The following is a 19,328-nucleotide window of genomic DNA, read 5'->3' as shown; positions in this document are numbered from 1 at the left end:
TTAAACCTTTTCAACCTGGACAAGGTTTGTGTGGGATGGGTTACCCTTCGCCAGCGGCGACGGACGCTGTGTGGTCAGTACGTTAATACTGCCTGCCTGGTCGATGCGGTTGGCATCCGGGCTGTACCAGGCCCCTTCCCCTAACGCCACCACGCCGGGCATCATGCGTGGGGTGACTTTGGCTTCAATATGCACCTCGCCGCGACCGTTGAAGATACGCACGCGATCGCCATTGCTGATGCCGCGCGCTTGCGCGTCCATCGGGTTAATCCACATCTCCTGGCGGCAGGCGGCCTTCAGCACGTCGACGTTACCGTAGGTAGAGTGAACACGCGCTTTATAGTGGAAGCCGGTCAGTTGTAGCGGGAATTTCGCCGTCAGCGGATCGTTATAGTTTTCAAAGCCCGGCGTGTAGATCGGCAGCGGATCGATGACGTCCCCTTCCGGCAGCTCCCAGGTTGACGCAATGTTTGCCAGCGCTTCGGAGTAGATTTCGATTTTGCCCGACGGCGTGGTCAGCGGGTTCGCCTGCGGATCTTCACGGAACGCTTTGTACGCCACGTGGTGCCCTTCCGGATCGCGCTGTTTGTACATCCCCTGCTTGCGGAAGGTATCAAAGTCAGGAAGGTCAGGGATCGCCTTGCGGGAGAGTTCATGCAGATGGCGCATCCACCCTTCCTGAGTACGTCCCTCGGTAAACTGCTGCTCAACGCCAAGACGTTTCGCCAGCTCAGAGGTCATCTCATAAATAGTTTTGCACTCAAAGCGCGGTTTAATCGCCTGGTCGGTAAAGATCACGTAGGACATGTTGCCGCAGGAGGCGTCCAGCGCGAAATCCATCTGCTCAGAGGCGGTGCAGTCCGGCAGCAGGATATCGGCATATTTTGCCGAGGAGGTCATGTGGCAGTCGATCACCACAATCATCTCGCACTTCTTGTCGTCCTGCAGGATTTCATGGGTGCGGTTGATTTCAGAGTGCTGGTTGATGAGACAGTTACCGGCATAGTTCCAGATCATCTTGATCGGCACGTCCAGCTTGTCCTTGCCGCGCACGCCGTCGCGCAGAGCGGTCATTTCCGGGCCGCGTTCAATCGCATCGGTCCACATAAACATGGAGATGCTGGTCTGAACCGGGTTATCCAGCGTCGGCATACGTTCGAAGGGCACTTCATATGAACCTTCACGCGCGCCGGTGTTACCGCCGTGAATGCCGACGTTGCCGGTCAGAATGGAGAGCATGGAGATGGCACGGGTCGCGATTTCGCCGTTCGCATGACGCTGCGGACCCCAGCCCTGGCTGATATAGGCCGGTTTGGCTGAGCCAATCTCACGCGCCAGCTGAACGATACGCTCTGCCGGGATGCCGGTGATGGTGGAGGCCCACTCCGGCGTTTTCGCCACGCCGTCGCTGCCCTGTCCGAGAATATACGCCTTGTAGTGACCGTTAGCAGGTGCGCTGGCGGGCAGGGTTTTCTCGTCATAGCCGACGCAGTATTTATCCAGGAAAGACTGATCAACAAGGTTTTCGGTGATCATCACCCACGCGAGCGCGGAGACCAGCGCGGCATCGGTACCCGGACGGATTGGGATCCACTCGTCTTCACGTCCGGCACCGGTGTCGGTATAGCGCGGATCGATGATGATCATGCGGGCATTGGATTTGGCGCGTGCCTGTTCGAGGTAGTAGGTCACCCCGCCACCGCTCATGCGGGTTTCACCCGGGTTGTTACCAAACAGCACGACCAGCTTGCTGTTTTCGATATCGGACGGGCTGTTGCCGTCAGCCCAGCCGCCGTAGGTGTAGTTCAGTCCTGCCGCGATCTGCGCAGAGGAGTAGTCGCCATAGTGATTGAGATAACCGCCGCAGCAGTTCATCAGGCGCGCCACCAGCGTTTTTCCCGGTGGCCAGGAGCGGGTCAGTGTGCCGCCAAGCGTCCCGGTACCGTAGTTCAGGTAGATGGATTCGTTACCGTACTCTTTAATCAAACGCTGCATGTTGGTGGCGATGATATCGTAGGCTTCGTCCCAGCTAATCCGCTCGAATTTCCCTTCCCCACGCTTACCGACGCGCTTCATCGGGTATTTCAGGCGGTCCGGATTATAGACGCGACGACGCATGGAACGACCACGCAGGCAGGCACGGACCTGATGTAACCCTTCGTAGTTATCGTCACCAGTATTGTCGGTTTCGACATATTTAATTTCACCGTCCACCACATGCATACGCAGCGGACAACGGCTACCGCAGTTGACGGTACAGGCACTCCACACCACTTTTTCCGGCGAAGTGGCCGGAGACAGAGCCTCTGCCGCCGACGCCAGTCGGGTAAAGGGGAGCGAGAAGGCACTGCTGGCTACGGCCAGGCCGCCTATGGCCGTGGTTTTCATCAACCCACGGCGAGTGACCTCGGCAGCCATTAATGCTTCAGGCGCGTTGATTTTCATAGAGACTCACTTTGGTTGCTCACAAAGAAAAGAGAGGCGGCGCAAACCGCTATGTAGTTTTATATATAACGAATTTTTTCGTTATCAGCGTTTTATGCTGACTTTCATTCGGAGGAGTATTACTACTTTAGAGGGAGGGGTTATTGCGTCGTATCAAATCAAAGGCATAAAAAAAGCGCCCTGAGGCGCTTTTTTGTTTTAAGGCAAATATTAACCGATGTACTGCTGGCCTTTCATGTATGGACGCAGCACTTCAGGGATCTCGATACGACCGTCTGCCTGCTGGTAGTTTTCCAGCACGGCAACCAGGGTACGGCCCACAGCCAGACCAGAACCGTTCAGGGTATGCACCAGACGGGTTTTCTTGTCAGATTTGCTGCGGCAGCGTGCCTGCATGCGGCGCGCCTGGAAATCCCAGACGTTAGAGCAGGAGGAGATTTCACGGTACGTGTTCTGCGCAGGCACCCACACTTCCAGATCGAAGGTTTTGCAGGCGCCAAAGCCCATATCACCGGTGCACAGCGCCATACGACGGTATGGCAGCCCCAGCAGCTCCAGCACTTTCTCCGCGTGGCCGGTCATCTCTTCCAGCGCGTCCATGGACTCTTCAGGACGAACGATCTGCACCATCTCAACCTTGTCGAACTGGTGCATACGGATCAGACCACGCGTGTCGCGACCGTAAGAACCGGCTTCAGAACGGAAGCACGGAGAGTGCGCCGTCAGTTTGATCGGCAGATCGTCTTCGTCGATGATCTCATCACGCACGAGGTTAGTCAGCGGCACTTCCGCGGTTGGGATCAGCGCGTAGTTGCTGCTGTCTGCTTCTTCGTCCAGCGGACGGGTATGGAACAGATCGCCGGCAAATTTCGGCAGCTGGCCCGTACCGTACAGCGTATCGTGGTTGACCAGATACGGCACGTAGGTTTCGCTATAGCCATGCTGCTCGGTGTGCAGATCCAGCATGAACTGCGCCAGCGCACGGTGCAGATGGGCAATCTGGCCTTTCATCACCACGAAGCGAGAACCGGTCAGCTTAACAGCAGCCGCAAAATCCAGGCCCGCGTGCATTTCGCCCAGCGTCACGTGATCGCGCACCTCGAAGTCAAACTCACGAGGCGTACCCCAGCGTTTCACTTCAACGTTGTCGTTTTCATCTTTGCCGACAGGCACGCTGTCGTCAGGAATATTCGGGATAGCCAGGGCAATATCACGAATTTCGGTCTGAAGAACATCCAGCTCCGCTTTCGCCTGATCCAGTTCTTCACCCAGCTTGTTCACTTCCAGGCGTAATGGCTCAATATCTTCCCCGCGCGCTTTCGCCTGGCCGATGGATTTCGATCGAGAGTTACGCTCTGCCTGCAGATTTTCAGTTTGTACCTGCAGAACTTTACGACGCTCTTCAAGAGCGCGCAGCTTATCTACATCCAGCTTAAAGCCCCGGCGTGCCAGTTTTTCAGCGACTGCGTCTGGCTCATTACGCAGCAGATTGGGATCGAGCATGCTTATCCTGTGCTTATCGAATTAAAATAGGAAATGTGACCACAGCCTGCGGTCACAAGGATACAATTGCCAACATTACCGCAACGACTGAACTAACGGTAGCGTTTTATAGGGCTATTTTGATCCTGTCCGGCGAGCCAGGTGAGCTTTTCACCAATCTTGCCTTCAAGACCTCTGTTTGTGGGGTGATAATAGCGCGTTTGTGCCATCTCCTGCGGGAAATATTCCTCCCCGGCTGCGTAGGCATTGGGTTCATCATGAGCGTAGCGGTACTCCTGCCCATACCCCATCTCTTTCATCAGTTTGGTTGGCGCATTACGCAGATGAACCGGTACATCGTAGTCCGGGCGTTCGCGTGCATCAGACATCGCGGCCTTAAACGCGGTATAGACGGCATTGCTTTTCGGCGCACAGGCCAGATAGACAATCGCCTGCGCAATGGCACGCTCGCCTTCCGCAGGTCCAACCCGGGTGAAACAGTCCCAGGCCGACAGCGCGACCTGCATGGCACGCGGGTCGGCATTGCCGACATCTTCTGACGCAATCGCCAGACAGCGGCGCGCGACGTATAACGGATCGCCGCCCGCAGTGATAATACGCGCGTACCAGTACAGCGCCGCATCCGGCGCGCTGCCGCGCACGGACTTATGCAGGGCCGAAATGAGATCGTAAAAACGGTCACCTTTATTATCGAACCGCGCGCTGCGTTCCCCGGCAATTTCGGTGAGCAGTTCCGGCTTCAGCACCCGCTTGCCGGCATCGTCGACTTCGGCCATATCGGCCATCATCTCCAGCGTGTTCAGCGCCCGACGCGCATCACCGTTAACCAGTTCCGCAATCGCACGACGCGTCTCGTCAGGCAGAACGATATCCTGCCCCCCGTAGCCGCGCGATTTGTCGTCCATCGCCTGAGTAAGAACCTTTTCGATATCCTCGGTCGTCAGCGATTTGAGCAGGTAAACGCGCGCGCGGGAAAGCAGCGCCGAGTTCAGCTCAAACGACGGGTTTTCGGTGGTTGCGCCGATGAAAAAGATCGTGCCGTCTTCAATGTGCGGCAGGAAGGCATCCTGCTGGCTCTTGTTGAAGCGGTGGACTTCGTCCACAAAGAGAATGGTGCGCCGCCCGGCATTGCGGTTCTGCCGCGCACGCTCGATCGCTTCGCGGATCTCTTTCACGCCGGACGTCACCGCCGAGATACGTTCGACGTCTGCGTTGGCATAGCGGGCAATCACTTCAGCGAGGGTCGTTTTACCGGTGCCGGGTGGCCCCCAGAGGATCATGGAGTGCAAATGCCCCGCCTCAATGGCGCGCGGCAAGGGCTTACCGGCAGCCAGCAGGTGCTGCTGGCCGATGTACTGCGCTAAATTTTCTGGCCGCATACGTGCGGCCAGAGGTTGAAACGCGTTATCTGAAAAATCGAGCGACAGATTGCCCACTCACGCCTCTTACTTATTGCGTTGGTCGTCCACCGTTACGCCCTTCGGCGGGGTAAAGGTGAATTTCGATGCATCAACGGCGCCGTTCTGCTGAGACTTGAGCTGATAGCTGCTGCGCTGATCGTCCTGCTCAACCGCGCCGAACTGATTAATGGTACCGTTGGTGCTGACATTGATGGTGAACTGCTTCAGGTTGCCGTTGCTGCCTTTCGGCGTCAGGACAAATTCGTCACCTGTCTGTTTAATATTGTACTGCTGCCAGTCGCTGGCCTGGTTACGGGCAATCAGCATAAACGGCGTATTGCTGGTCGCATCCTTCAGCCAGGTCGCCGTGGCCTGCTCAACGAACGGGTTGAAGAACCATAAGGTTTTACCGTCAGAGACCAGAATGCTCTCATCCGGCTGGGTCATGTGCCAGTTGAACAGATTGGGGCGTTTTACCCACAAATCTCCCTGACCTTCCTGCACCGCGTTGCCGCTGCCGTCCGTCACTTTTTGGGTGAAGCTGGCGTGGAAGCTGCTTACTTTATCCAGTCGGCTTTTAAGGTCGCTGGCTGCATCAGCCCAGACGCTGCTGGCGACAAAACTGGTGAGTAATGCACAGGCGATGGCGATTTTTTTCATTGTTATTCCTTAAAATACGTCTTCCCGATAGGGGGTTTCCGTCTTCTATTCTGGACCTGCCCGAAGGCAGGCGACAGAAGAAAATGCTTAATTTTGGCTGATTTACCCTTCTTTGCAATTGCGGAAGGTTAATCAAACGGTGGCGGTGCCAGCACCTCGCGGTTACCGTTATGCCCCTGCTCGCTCACAATGCCCTGCGCTTCCATCTGCTCGATGATGCGCGCGGCGCGGTTATAGCCGATGCGGAACTGACGCTGTACGCCGGAGATAGACGCTTTACGTTTTTCGGTAACGAAGTTAACCGCCTGATCGAATAACGGATCCAGCTCTTCACCGCCGTCAAAGCCACCGCCGCCACCTTCACTTTCCGTGTCGCTGGTGATGCCATCGACGTATTGCGGACGACCGCGCGCTTTCCAGTCCTGCACAACCGCGTGCACTTCCTGGTCGCGCACGAACGCGCCGTGAACACGCACCGGAGAGGTAGAGTTCGGACCGGAATAGAGCATGTCACCCATACCCAGCAGCGACTCTGCACCGCCCTGGTCAAGAATAGTACGCGAGTCAATTTTGCTCGATACGGTAAAGGCGATACGCGTCGGAATGTTCGCTTTAATCAGACCGGTGATGACGTCCACGGAAGGACGCTGGGTCGCCAGCACAAGGTGAATACCGGCCGCACGCGCTTTCTGCGCCAGGCGGGCAATCAGCTCTTCCACTTTCTTACCGACAGTCATCATCAGGTCAGCGAATTCATCGACCAGCACCACGATATAAGGCAGTTTTTCCAGCACCGGATGCTGGGCATCCATGCTGTCACCCGGCTTCCAGTACGGATCCGGAATCGGACGTCCCATACGTGCCGCTTCGGCGATTTTCTCGTTATAGCCGGCCAGGTTACGTACGCCCAACGCAGACATCAGCTTGTAGCGACGCTCCATCTCATTCACGCTCCAGCGCAGAGCGTTGGCGGCGTCTTTCATGTCGGTGACCACTTCGGTCAGCAGATGAGGAATACCTTCATAGACCGACAGTTCGAGCATTTTCGGGTCGATCATGATGAAACGCACATCTTCCGGCTGCGCTTTATAGAGCATGCTGAGGATCATGGCGTTCACACCGACGGATTTACCGGAACCGGTAGTACCCGCGACCAGCAGGTGAGGCATTTTTGCGAGGTCTGCCACCACCGGATCGCCAGCGATATCTTTACCCAGCACCACAGTCAGCGGAGAGGGGTTATCGCGGAACTTGGTGTTGTCCAGCACTTCACGCAGGTAGACGGTCTGACGTTTTTTGTTCGGCAGCTCAAGACCAACGTAAGGTTTACCCGGTATCACTTCCACCACGCGCACCGCCACGGTCGATAGCGAACGCGCCAGGTCGCGGGAGAGGTTGGAAATACGCGCGGCTTTTACGCCCGGCGCCAGGTTCAGTTCAAAACGGGTGATCACAGGACCCGGTGAGTAGTTCACCACGTCCGCCTTGATACGGAAGTCAGCCAGACGGGCCTCCACCAGACGCGCCATCTGCTCCAGCGCGAAGGTATCAACCGGTTCCACTTCTGACGGCGGCGGCGTTAACAGATCCAGAGACGGCAGCGGCGTGCTTGGACGCTGCAGCGGACGGCTGTCACCGTTACGCATCAGCAGCGGGTGAATCAGGCTCTCCTGAGGCTGAGGCGCAGGCTGCTGGAACTGCGGCGGCTGTGGTGGCTGCTGCGGCTGCGTATACGGCTGCTGAACGGGCTGTTGCGGCTGCGCGTAGGCCTGTGGTGCCGGTGGCTGGCGCACAGGCTCAGTTTCCGGCATCACGCTCGGGGTAAATAAAGGCTCGCTTGGGCCATCATCCACCAGATCTTTCATCGGCGAGAATTCAAAGTCGGACAGCGAGAACGGATTTGCACCAGCCGGTTGTTCACCGGAATAGCGCTGCTGCTGGGTGGCGGCAAACTGACGCGCCAGTTCCGCTTCTGCGGCGTCATCGTCGTCTTCCAGCGCCGGTTCATCGTGCTGATACTCTTCACCGTAGCGCTGATTCTGCTGCGCAGCGAACTGGCGGGCCAGCTCGTCCTGCTGCATTTCATCAGCATCATCGTCGTACTCAGACTCGCGGGCTTTTTCTTCAGCCATACGCTGGGAAGGCAGCTTGATGCCATAAGAGGCAAGCTCACGGCGGGTGGGCACGCGGACGCGGTTAGGGCGAGGCAGCTGCGGACCAATCCCCTCTTTCACCTGAGGACGAGGTGCCCCCCCGGTTGCCAGGCTAAAGACGGGTGCAGCCACGGCCGCCGCCGCGGTAGCCTGCTTCACGCTTTCCGCTACGGGTGCAACAGCAGGCGTCGGGTCGACAGGTGGAACAGAAACAGAAGGCGCTTTCATAACCTGCTCCTGCACTGGTTCAGGCACAGGCTGATACCAGGCGGCCAGCTGTTCGCGTTCACGCGCGCGGCGCTCTTCGACTTCTTCAAAATAGTACAGCGGTGGACGGGCAGGCTTCACCTCTTCCACGATTTCAGGCTCAGGTTCAGGCTGCGGTGCAACATAAGGCTGCACAGGTTCAACCGGTTCAGGCACGTACTCCTGATACGGTTGAGCCACTGGCTGCTGATATTGCTGCGGTTCATACTCAGGCTGCGGCGGCTGATAAGGCTGCTGCCACTGTTCCTGCTGCACGGGGATGTAGCTTTCAGGTTCAGGCGCAATGACGGGCTCTGGCGTGTGAACACCCGGCGCAGTCTGCCACTCAACCTGAGGCTGCTGAATAACGGATTCCGGTGGCGGGACCGGCGCGGATGGCATCACGGCGTCGACAGGCGCGGCATACGCCTGGGCTGCAGTCGTCGCGGCGGCCGCGGCTGCTACCGGTTCGGTGACCGAGTGGCCGTTTAACAGCGGGTCGTATTCGTCAAAGTCCCCAGGCGTGGCCCGGCTGCCGGAGAAGAGCACATCGTCAGGATCGACGGCGACACCCGCAGCGCGATACGCCACCTGCTCGTCTTCATCCATGCGTTTACCGGAGAAGAGCGCCGCATCGGTTTTACGGCCGAGCGGGTTGGCAAATTTCTCGGCCACACGCTGGCGACGCGCCAGCGCGCCGCGCAGAATTCGGGCACGACGAGACTCGCGACGCTGCGCAGGCGCGTCATCGTCCTCTTCATCTTCGTATTCGTCTTCATCCACCCACGTATCGTCACGGCGGGTACGATTGCTGGCAAAAGTCAGAATGGTGAGGATAAAGCTGCCAATTTTCTCGGCAATGCTCACCCAGGACCAGCCGGTAAACAGCGTCAGCCCGGCGGCCCAGATGCACAGCAGCGCCAGCGTGCCGCCGCTGCTGTGCAGCATCGGCTGGAGCGCAGAACTTAATAAGCTGCCGATCACCCCGCCAGAGGCGAAGTACCAGATATCATCGGCGTTAATCGCCGCCAGCCCGCAGGAGGTGAGGATCAGCGCCAGCGCGCCAATCAGGCGCAGCGAGACGGCGAAATAGTCGATGTAATCATCGTTCTGACGATGACGCCACGCAAACCAGCATCCGCCAATAATAATGACGGGAAGGGTATAGGCCATCACACCGAAAATGAAGAACAGCGTGTCCGCAAGCCAGGCACCGGGGACACCGCCTAAATTATGGATAGGCTCATGCCATGCAGTTTGTGACCAGCTGGGATCCGAGGGGTTGAAACTGAGTAAGGCTGCCATCAGCCAGACGGCAAAAAGGGCAATAACAATCAGCAAAGCCTCGAGGAGACGACGTCCGCTGCTTAGCTTCGATAGTGTGACTTCTTTGTCTTCAGTGTATTCCTGGCTCAAGAAAGGCTCTCCAGGTATCAGGCATATCCTGCCTGTTTGCTAAAACGGACAACAGCGCCGGGACTCCCCGGCACTGTTGCTGTATGGATTAACAGGAGTGTAATCAAACTACGCTGATTTTGCACCTGTTCCGTGTTAGCGCGTCTTAATAACCAGACGATTGCTCTGTTTGACCTCTTCCATCACCACGTACGTACGGGTGTCGTTCACGCCCGGCAGACGCAACAGGGTTTCCCCCAGCAGCTTACGGTAGGCGGACATATCAGGCACACGGGTTTTCAACAGGTAGTCGAAATCACCAGACACCAGATGACACTCTTGAATTTCTTCAAGTTTTTGTACAGCGGCGTTAAATTGCTCAAACACATCCGGCGCACCACGATTCAGAGTAATCTCAACAAATACCAGAAGTGAGGCATCCAGATAATGCGGGTTCAGCAGAGCCGTATAGCCCTGAATAAAACCCTGTCTTTCCAGTCGGCGCACACGCTCAAGGCACGGCGTCGGGGAAAGTCCCACACGTTTTGAAAGCTCGACGTTGGAAATACGCCCATCCTTTTGCAATTCATTAAGAATGTTACGATCGATACGGTCGAGATCTTTGCCAGGGCGCTTCTTGCTATCTACCATTATTATTGTCTCTCTGTATTCCTTCCCTACTCCTGCCTGGACCCTGTGCACATCACTGTTCAGAGCCTGTACCCGTTAGTCATCACATCGCCTGATTATGTAATAGACGCGATGCGGATTCGGGTTCTGTTGGTAAGAAGACCGTTGCCCGAAGGCAGTCACCGACATCACGTATGGCGTCTGTCCACGCCATGCGTAGATTTCACTGACCCGGTAAAAATGGCATTTACGTGCATGCCTATGCGGCATACGGTTAACGCGGTTTTTTTTCTTCCTTGAATGTTTTCGCAAAAGCGCAGGGGATTGTCAAAGCAAAACATCGTTTTTTAGTACAACATGCCGGATATTCATTGCGGCAGGGTATTAATCCTCATTTTATTGCCTTACAAACGACCGCTTTTCTGGAGAAAGCGTGATGTTATCGCGCGCAATTCATCGTCCATGGCTATTACACAGATTGATATCAAAATTGCTGCGCTCTTTTTTTACGGCAACAAATTCCCTACAATCCAGCCAAATGTCTGCCAACAACAATGGGGATCTCATGGGCACGGCCAAACACAGTAAGCTGCTAATCCTTGGTTCTGGACCTGCGGGATATACCGCGGCGGTCTATGCTGCACGCGCTAACCTGCACCCGGTATTAATCACCGGCATGGAAAAAGGCGGTCAGCTGACCACCACCACCGAAGTGGAAAACTGGCCAGGCGACCCGAACGACCTGACCGGGCCGCTGCTGATGGAGCGTATGCACGAGCATGCCGCTAAATTCGAAACCGAAATTCTGTTCGATCACATCAATAAGGTCGACCTGCAGAACCGTCCATTCCGCCTGACGGGTGACAGCGGTGAATACACCTGTGACGCGCTGATCATTGCAACCGGTGCCTCTGCCCGCTATCTCGGCCTGCCATCCGAAGAAGCGTTTAAAGGCCGCGGGGTTTCTGCCTGCGCCACCTGCGACGGTTTCTTCTATCGCAATCAGAAGGTCGCGGTCATCGGCGGCGGCAACACTGCCGTGGAAGAAGCGCTGTACCTGGCGAACATTGCCTCTGAAGTGCACCTGATCCACCGCCGCGAGACCTTCCGCGCGGAGAAGATCCTGATCAAACGTCTCATGGACAAAGTGGCAAGCGGCAACATCGTGCTGCACACCAACCGTACGCTGGAAGAGGTGACGGGCGATCAGATGGGCGTTGCCGGTCTGCGTATTCGTGATACTCAGAACACCGATAATGTCGAAACGCTGGAAGTGGCGGGTCTGTTTGTGGCCATCGGTCACAGCCCGAACACCGCAATCTTCGACGGTCAGCTTGAGCTGGAAAACGGCTACATCAAAGTGCAGTCCGGCATTCACGGTAATGCGACTCAAACCAGCATCCCGGGCGTATTCGCGGCTGGCGACGTGATGGACCATATTTATCGTCAGGCGATCACCTCTGCGGGCACCGGCTGTATGGCCGCGCTGGACGCTGAACGCTACCTCGATGGACTGGCTGAACAAGGTAAATAATCTTTACAAGTCAGTAACAAACGTAAATAAAGGCGGCGATAAGTCGCCTTTATTGTCTCCCCGTTGTAACATTGCGCTGCCCAACTTCTAATAACGTCACCTGCAAAGTACGCAATGGAAAAAACCCGTCAACAAGAGTTAACACGCTGGCTGAAACAGCAAAGCGTTCTTTCCCGCCGCTGGCTTACGATTTCCCGTCTTTTGGGTTTCGTCAGCGGTCTGTTGATTGTTGCCCAGGCATGGCTGCTGGCCCGCATTCTTAATCACATGATCATGGAGAACATTCCACGCGAAGCGCTCCTGCTGCCCTTTATTGTCCTGATCCTGATTTTTATCCTGCGCGCCTGGGTGGTGTGGCTGCGTGAGCGTGTCGGTTTTCACGCCGGACAGCACATCCGCTACGAGATCCGCCGTCAGGTGCTCGACAGGCTTCAGGAAGCCGGGCCCGCGTGGATCCAGGGTAAACCGGCCGGTAGCTGGGCGACGCTGATCCTTGAGCAGATTGACGATATGCATGACTACTACGCGCGCTATCTGCCGCAGATGGCCCTTGCCGTCTTCGTTCCGCTGCTGATCGTGATCGCCATCTTCCCGGTGAACTGGATGGCGGCGCTGATTCTGATGGGCACCGCCCCGCTGATCCCGCTGTTTATGGCGCTGGTCGGGATGGGGGCTGCGGATGCTAACCGCCGTAACTTCCTCGCACTGGGTCGCTTAAGCGGTCATTTCCTCGATCGTCTGCGTGGTATGGAGACATTGCGCATTTTTGGCCGCGGTGAAGCGGAAACCGAAAATATTCGCCTGGCGTCACAGGACTTCCGTCAGCGCACCATGGAAGTACTACGCCTCGCCTTCCTGTCTTCAGGCGTTCTGGAATTCTTCACCTCGCTGTCGATTGCCCTTGTGGCGGTCTACTTCGGCTTCTCCTACCTCGGTGCGCTGGATTTCGGCCATTACGGCACGGCGGTGACCCTTTCCGCCGGTTTCCTGGCGCTGATCCTGGCGCCGGAATTTTTCCAGCCGCTTCGCGATCTGGGAACTTTCTATCACGCCAAAGCTCAGGCGGTTGGCGCCGCCGATAGCCTTAAAACGTTCCTGGAAACGCCGCTGGCCCACCCGGAGCGCGGTGACGTGACGCTGAATGCGAAAGATCCGGTGACCATTGAAGCGCAGGACTTTTCCATTCTGTCGCCCGAAGGCAAAGTGCTCGCCGGTCCGCTGAACTTTACCTTACCTGCCGGACAACGCGTGGTCCTTGTCGGCATCAGCGGTTCCGGGAAAAGTTCTCTGCTGAACGCGTTGTCCGGTTTTATGGCCTACACCGGTTCACTGCGGATCAACAAAACCGAACTGCGCAATCTCGACCCTGACGCATGGCGTAAACAGCTCAGCTGGGTAGGCCAAAACCCACAGCTTCCCGCCGCTACGCTGCGCGAAAATGTGCTTCTGGCGCGCCCGGACGCGCGTGAAGATGAACTGCAATCGGTTCTCGACCGCGCCTGGGTTAGCGAGTTTCTGCCGCTGCTGCCGCAAGGGGTGGATACCGTTGTCGGCGACCAGTCCGCCGGGCTGTCGGTCGGGCAGGCGCAGCGTGTGGCCGTTGCCCGCGCGCTGCTCAACCCATGCCAGCTGATGCTGCTGGACGAGCCTGCAGCCAGCCTTGACGCACACAGCGAGCAGCGCGTAATGGAAGCGCTTAATGCCGCCTCCCTGCAGCAAACCACCCTGATGGTTACCCACCAGCTGGAAGGAATTGCCGACTGGGACCAGATCTGGGTCATGGAAAACGGCCGTATTGTTGAGCAAGGCGATTACGCCTCTCTCGTTGCCGCCCAGGGGCCATTTGCTACCCTGCTGGCGAACCGTCAGGAGGATATCTGATGCGCGCTCTGCTGCCTTACCTGGCGCTCTATAAACGCCACAAATGGATGCTGACGCTGGGGATTGTGCTGGCTATTGTCACGCTGCTCGCCAGCATCGGCCTGCTCACGCTTTCCGGCTGGTTCCTGTCGGCCTCGGCCGTCGCGGGGTTCGCCGGATTATACAGCTTCAACTACATGCTTCCGGCTGCCGGGGTTCGAGGTACCGCCATCACCCGTACTGCCGGACGCTATTTCGAACGGCTGGTCAGCCACGACGCCACTTTCCGCGTGCTGCAGCACCTGCGTATCTATACCTTTAGCAAACTGCTGCCCCTCTCCCCTGCCGGGCTGGCGCGTTTTCGTCAGGGAGAATTGCTTAACCGCGTGGTGGCGGATGTCGACACGCTGGATCACCTTTACCTGCGGGTGATTTCCCCGATCGTGGGCGCGTTTGTGGTGATTGTGGTGGTCACGCTGGGGCTGTCTGTTCTGGATGTCCCCGTTGCGCTGACGCTGGGTGGGATCATGCTGCTGACGCTTATCATTCTGCCGCCGCTGTTTTACCGCGCCGGGAAATCCACCGGGGAAAACCTGACGCGCCTGCGCGGGGACTACCGTCAGCAGCTGACCGCCTGGCTTCAGGGGCAGGCGGAGCTGACCATTTTTGGTGCCAGCAAGCGCTACCGCGCGCGGATGGAAAGCACGGAGCTGAACTGGCATGAAGCCCAGCGCCGCCAGTCGGAACTGACGGCCTTCTCTCAGGCGCTGATGATGCTGATCGGCGGCGTGGCGGTGATAGCCATGCTCTGGCTGGCATCCGGCGATATCGGGGGAAATACACAGCCGGGTCCGCTTATTGCCCTTTTCGTCTTCTGTGCGCTGGCCGCGTTTGAAGCGCTGGCCCCGGTGACGGGCGCCTTCCAGCATCTGGGGCAGGTCATCGCTTCTGCCCTGCGCATCACCCAGATTGCCGAGCAGAAACCTGAAGTCACGTTCAGTGCCGGGCAGACCGTGGTACCTGGGCAGGTTGCGCTGACGCTTGAAGATGTCACCTTCAGCTACGACAAACAGGCGCAGAACGCGCTGGAGGGTATTACCCTTTCTGTTAATGCCGGTCAGCGGATTGCGATCCTCGGCCGTACCGGCTGCGGTAAATCGACGCTGCTTCAGCTGCTGACCCGCGCCTGGGATCCGCAGCGCGGCCAGATTCGTTTTAATAACACATCGCTTAATGATTTCAGCGAGCAGGCCCTGCGCAAAACGGTCAGCGTCGTTCCGCAGCGCGTGCATCTGTTCAGCGCCACCCTGCGCGATAACCTGCTGCTGGCAGCCCCAGAGGCCACGGATGATGCGCTTCGCGCCATGCTGGAACAGGTCGGTCTGCATAAGCTGCTTGAGGACGAGGGATTGAACAGCTGGCTGGGCGAAGGCGGTCGTCAACTCTCCGGCGGTGAACTGCGCCGCCTGGCGATTGCGCGCGCGCTGCTGCACGATGCGCCGCTGATGCTGCTTGACGAGCCCACCGAAGGGCTGGATGCCACGACCGAGAGCCAAATCCTTGATTTGCTGGCCAATGTCATGACCGGTAAAACCGTCCTGATGGTCACGCACCGCCTGCGTGGACTGTCGAGTTTTGATCGGATAATTGTGATGGACAACGGACACATTATTGAGCAAGGTAGTCACGCAGAGCTGTTGGCGAAACAGGGTCGCTACTACCAGTTTAAACAGCGTCTGTAGACTATATTTGTAGCGTCCTCACTCGCGTACTGGAGTTTTGCTGTCATGCGCCTGGTCCAGCTTTCTCGTCATAATATCGCGTTCCCTTCTCCGGAAGGGGCGCTGCGTGAGCCCAATGGGCTGCTGGCCCTTGGCGGTGACCTCAGCCCTGCGCGGCTATTGATGGCGTACCAGCGCGGAATCTTCCCCTGGTTTTCTCCCGGCGACCCCATTTTATGGTGGTCTCCCGATCCGCGTGCCGTGCTGTGGCCAGAGCAGTTTCACCTGAGCCGCAGCATGAAGCGTTTCCATGCGAAATCCCCCTACCGCGTCACCCTGAACCACGCCTTTGGACAGGTCATTGAAGGCTGTGCCGAAGACCGCTTTGAGGGAACATGGATTACCCGCGATATCATTACCGCCTACCACCAGCTTCATGAGCTTGGCTACGCTCACTCCATCGAGGTATGGGACGGTGGAGCACTCGTCGGCGGCATGTATGGCGTGGCGCAGGGGACGCTGTTTTGCGGCGAATCGATGTTCTCCCGCGCGGTGAATGCCTCGAAAACGGCGCTGCTGGTCTTCAGCCAGGCGTTTGCCCAGCGCGGTGGACGCCTGATCGATTGTCAGGTGCTTAACGAGCACACGGCTTCTCTCGGCGCCGTTGAGATCCCGAGACGCCAGTACATCGAGCATCTGGATGCCAGTCGTCAGGAGAAGCTCCCCCGCGACTTCTGGATACCGAGAACGCTCTTTATGCCCAATGCCTAAATGTTTTCCGCATATTTTTTGTGAGGGTGTTATAATTATGCCGCAGAGTAGCTTCTGCCTGTTGCCCCGCCGCCGTTTGGGACCCTCGCTTCAGATAACGTCCTGACGTTTATCCTGTTGTCTCCCCTTTACGAATGCGCTTCCTGTTCGGTTGTACCGTGACGCTTGGGCAATGCGCCGAAACTGTTTTGCTGCGTTTTAATCGCGCAATTCTTTACTTAATTGATGAATTTCGGCATTATCTTGCCGGTTCAAAACTTGGTAGTGATACCCCAGAGGATTAGATGGCCAAAGAAGACAATATTGAAATGCAGGGTACCGTACTTGATACGTTGCCTAATACCATGTTTCGCGTAGAGCTGGAAAACGGTCACGTGGTAACTGCGCACATCTCCGGTAAAATGCGCAAAAACTACATCCGCATTTTGACGGGCGACAAAGTGACTGTTGAACTGACCCCGTACGACCTGAGCAAAGGCCGCATTGTCTTCCGTAGTCGCTAATTGTTTTCGCCTGTAATGGCAGATGAATATTTAAAAGGTCGGGTTAATCCCGGCCTTTTTTATTTCTGGCTTTAATGTGGTTCTGCGGAAAGATGTATTTTAGGGCGGACTATTGCCCTCACCCCAACCCTCTCCCACAGGGAGAGGGAGAAAAGCAGGCATAAAAAAACCGGGCATTCGCCCGGTTTTTAACATTAACGTTCAACTCACTCAGTGAGCCGCTTCCGGCTTGTGCTTCGCCGCACTCTGGAAATCGTACGTCAGTTCGTTCTTCGCCTGGTCCAGCGCGACGGTTACCTGGCCGCCGTCCACCAGCGAGCCAAACAGCAGCTCGTTCGCCAGCGGTTTCTTCAGGTTGTCCTGAATCACACGCGCCATCGGACGGGCGCCCATCGCACGGTCGTAGCCTTTCTCGGCCAGCCAGTTGCGGGCCTCCTGGCTTACTTCCAGCGACACGCCTTTCTGATCCAGCTGAACCTGCAGCTCGACGATGAACTTGTCCACGACCTGATGGATCACCTCGGTAGACAGGTGATCGAACCAGATAATGTTGTCCAGACGGTTACGGAACTCCGGCGTGAAGATCTTCTTGATCTCCTCCATCGCATCGGTGCTGTTATCCTGGTGGATCAGGCCGATAGATTTACGCTCGGTTTCACGCACCCCGGCGTTGGTGGTCATTACCAGCACCACGTTGCGGAAGTCCGCCTTGCGCCCGTTGTTGTCGGTCAGCGTCCCGTTGTCCATCACCTGAAGCAGGATGTTGAACACGTCCGGGTGCGCTTTCTCGATTTCATCGAGCAGCAGTACCGCGTGCGGATGCTTGATCACCGCGTCGGTGAGCAGGCCGCCCTGGTCAAAGCCCACGTATCCCGGAGGCGCACCGATCAAACGGCTGACGGTGTGACGCTCCATATACTCGGACATATCAAAGCGCAGCAACTCGATGCCCAGCGCTTTGGAGAGCTGAACCGTCACCTCGGTTTTCCCCACGCCGGTCGGGCCGGCAAACAGGAAGGAACCGACAGGCTTGTGCTCATGCCCCAGCCCGGCACGGGCCATCTTGATCGCTTCGGTTAAGGCCTCAATGGCTTTATCCTGACCAAAGACCAGCATTTTCAGGCGATTGCCGAGGGTGCGCAGCGTGTCGCGGTCGCTCTGAGAGACGCTTTTCTCAGGGATACGTGCGATGCGGGCGACCACGGACTCGATATCCGCCACGTTAACGGTTTTCTTACGCTTGCTGGCCGGCATCAGACGCGCACGCGCCCCTGCCTCATCAATCACGTCAATCGCCTTATCCGGCAGATGACGGTCGTTGATGTATTTCACCGCCAGCTCCACCGCCGCACGTACCGCTTTCGCGGTATAACGCACGTCGTGGTGCGCTTCGTACTTCGGTTTCAGGCCGTTGATGATCTGCACCGTTTCCTCGACGGACGGTTCGGTCACGTCGATTTTCTGGAAGCGGCGCGCCAGCGCACGGTCTTTCTCAAAGATGTTGCTGAACTCCTGGTAGGTGGTGGAGCCAATCACGCGGATCTTGCCGCTGGACAGCAGCGGTTTGATCAGGTTAGCCGCATCCACCTGGCCACCGGAGGCCGCACCCGCGCCGATGATGGTGTGGATCTCATCGATAAACAGGATGCTGTTGGTGTCCTGCTCCAGCTGTTTTAACAGTGCCTTGAAGCGTTTTTCAAAATCACCGCGGTATTTCGTGCCCGCCAGCAGCGAGCCGATATCCAGCGAGTAGATGGTGCAGTCGGCAATCACTTCCGGCACGTCGCCCTGCACAATGCGCCAGGCAAGCCCTTCGGCAATTGCAGTTTTACCCACGCCAGATTCTCCCACCAGCAGCGGGTTGTTCTTGCGGCGACGGCACAGCACCTGGATCGCGCGCTCCAGCTCTTTATCGCGACCAATCAGCGGGTCGATACCGCCAACGCGAGCAAGCTGATTAAGGTTGGTGGTGAAGTTTTCCATACGATCCTCCCCGCCTGCTTGCTCTTCATTGTTATTGACCTGATTGCTGGAATCCGAGGCCTGGTTAGGCTCGTCTTTGCGCGTTCCGTGAGAGATAAAGTTAACCACATCGAGGCGGCTGACTTCGTGTTTGCGCAGCAGATAGGCAGCCTGTGACTCCTGCTCGCTGAAGATGGCGACTAGGACGTTTGCGCCAGTCACTTCGCTACGTCCGGAAGACTGGACGTGGAATACCGCGCGCTGCAGCACACGCTGGAAGCTGAGCGTCGGCTGCGTGTCGCGCTCCTCTTCACTGGCTGGCAGCACCGGTGTGGTTTGTTCGATGAAGGCTTCGAGTTCCTGACGTAGCGCCACCAGATCCACGGAGCAGGCTTCCAGCGCTTCGCGGGCAGATGGGTTGCTAAGCAGTGCGAGCAGTAAATGCTCGACGGTCATAAACTCATGTCGGTGCTCACGCGCTCTGGCGAAAGCCATGTTTAAACTGAGTTCCAGTTCTTGATTGAGCATAGGCACCTCCCCCAATT

Annotated in this window: 12 protein-coding genes; 5 read left to right on the top strand and 7 right to left on the bottom strand. The window is 57.2% G+C overall.

Features of this window, described 5'->3' with window-relative positions; genetic code table 11:
* The 6 genes from dmsA to lrp all read right to left on the bottom strand — a co-directional run bounded on the left by dmsA (position 1) and on the right by lrp (position 10,453).
* Positions 1–2,445 carry a dimethylsulfoxide reductase subunit A gene (gene dmsA, locus F3J31_RS08230; protein ID WP_167212442.1) on the bottom strand — a complete coding sequence of 815 codons (2,445 nt, stop codon included), beginning with the start codon at positions 2,443–2,445 and terminating at the stop codon, positions 1–3.
* 210 nt (positions 2,446–2,655) lie between these two features.
* On the bottom strand, positions 2,656–3,948 hold the full coding sequence (gene serS, locus F3J31_RS08225; RefSeq protein WP_047071876.1) for a serine--tRNA ligase: 1,293 nt from the start codon (positions 3,946–3,948) through the stop codon (positions 2,656–2,658).
* Positions 3,949–4,040: 92 nt separating this feature from the next.
* A complete protein-coding gene (gene rarA / locus F3J31_RS08220; RefSeq protein WP_008499984.1) occupies positions 4,041–5,384 on the bottom strand; it encodes a replication-associated recombination protein RarA in 1,344 nt (447 codons plus the stop codon).
* Positions 5,385–5,393: 9 nt separating this feature from the next.
* Positions 5,394–6,008, bottom strand: coding sequence for an outer membrane lipoprotein chaperone LolA (lolA, locus tag F3J31_RS08215; RefSeq protein ID WP_024907806.1), 615 nt, complete (start codon positions 6,006–6,008; stop codon positions 5,394–5,396).
* Between the two features lie 128 nt (positions 6,009–6,136).
* A complete protein-coding gene (locus tag F3J31_RS08210) occupies positions 6,137–9,823 on the bottom strand; it encodes a DNA translocase FtsK 4TM domain-containing protein (protein ID WP_167212439.1) in 3,687 nt (1,228 codons plus the stop codon).
* 135 nt (positions 9,824–9,958) lie between these two features.
* Positions 9,959–10,453, bottom strand: a complete 495-nt coding sequence (lrp, locus tag F3J31_RS08205; protein WP_000228469.1) for a leucine-responsive transcriptional regulator Lrp — start codon at positions 10,451–10,453, stop codon at positions 9,959–9,961.
* 544 nt (positions 10,454–10,997) lie between these two features.
* Between lrp and trxB the strand changes: the two genes are divergently transcribed.
* The 5 genes from trxB to infA all read left to right on the top strand — a co-directional run bounded on the left by trxB (position 10,998) and on the right by infA (position 16,821).
* The gene (gene trxB / locus F3J31_RS08200; RefSeq protein WP_032638969.1) at positions 10,998–11,966 is read left to right on the top strand and encodes a thioredoxin-disulfide reductase; all 969 of its coding nucleotides are present in this window, start codon (positions 10,998–11,000) and stop codon (positions 11,964–11,966) included.
* A 114-nt stretch (positions 11,967–12,080) separates the two neighbouring features.
* A complete protein-coding gene (gene cydD / locus F3J31_RS08195) occupies positions 12,081–13,847 on the top strand; it encodes a cysteine/glutathione ABC transporter permease/ATP-binding protein CydD (RefSeq protein ID WP_048027181.1) in 1,767 nt (588 codons plus the stop codon).
* Positions 13,847–15,568 carry a cysteine/glutathione ABC transporter ATP-binding protein/permease CydC gene (gene cydC, locus F3J31_RS08190; protein ID WP_167212436.1) on the top strand — a complete coding sequence of 574 codons (1,722 nt, stop codon included), beginning with the start codon at positions 13,847–13,849 and terminating at the stop codon, positions 15,566–15,568. Before cydD ends, cydC begins: the two co-directional genes overlap by 1 nt.
* A 45-nt stretch (positions 15,569–15,613) precedes the next feature.
* Positions 15,614–16,318, top strand: a complete 705-nt coding sequence (gene aat, locus F3J31_RS08185) for a leucyl/phenylalanyl-tRNA--protein transferase (protein ID WP_045908398.1) — start codon at positions 15,614–15,616, stop codon at positions 16,316–16,318.
* Between the two features lie 284 nt (positions 16,319–16,602).
* Positions 16,603–16,821: a translation initiation factor IF-1 gene (gene infA, locus F3J31_RS08180; RefSeq protein WP_002211347.1), complete on the top strand. Its 219-nt coding sequence runs from the start codon at positions 16,603–16,605 to the stop codon at positions 16,819–16,821.
* Positions 16,822–17,031: 210 nt separating this feature from the next.
* Here infA and clpA read toward each other — a convergent pair whose 3' ends face one another.
* Positions 17,032–19,311: an ATP-dependent Clp protease ATP-binding subunit ClpA gene (clpA, locus tag F3J31_RS08175; protein WP_014831269.1), complete on the bottom strand. Its 2,280-nt coding sequence runs from the start codon at positions 19,309–19,311 to the stop codon at positions 17,032–17,034.
* Between the last annotated feature and the right edge of the window lie 17 nt (positions 19,312–19,328).

It is taken from the genome of Enterobacter sp. Acro-832, assembly GCF_011752745.1.
GTDB classification, from domain to species: Bacteria; Pseudomonadota; Gammaproteobacteria; order Enterobacterales; family Enterobacteriaceae; genus Enterobacter; species Enterobacter quasiroggenkampii.
This window is presented reverse-complemented; position numbering and strand designations above follow the sequence as displayed.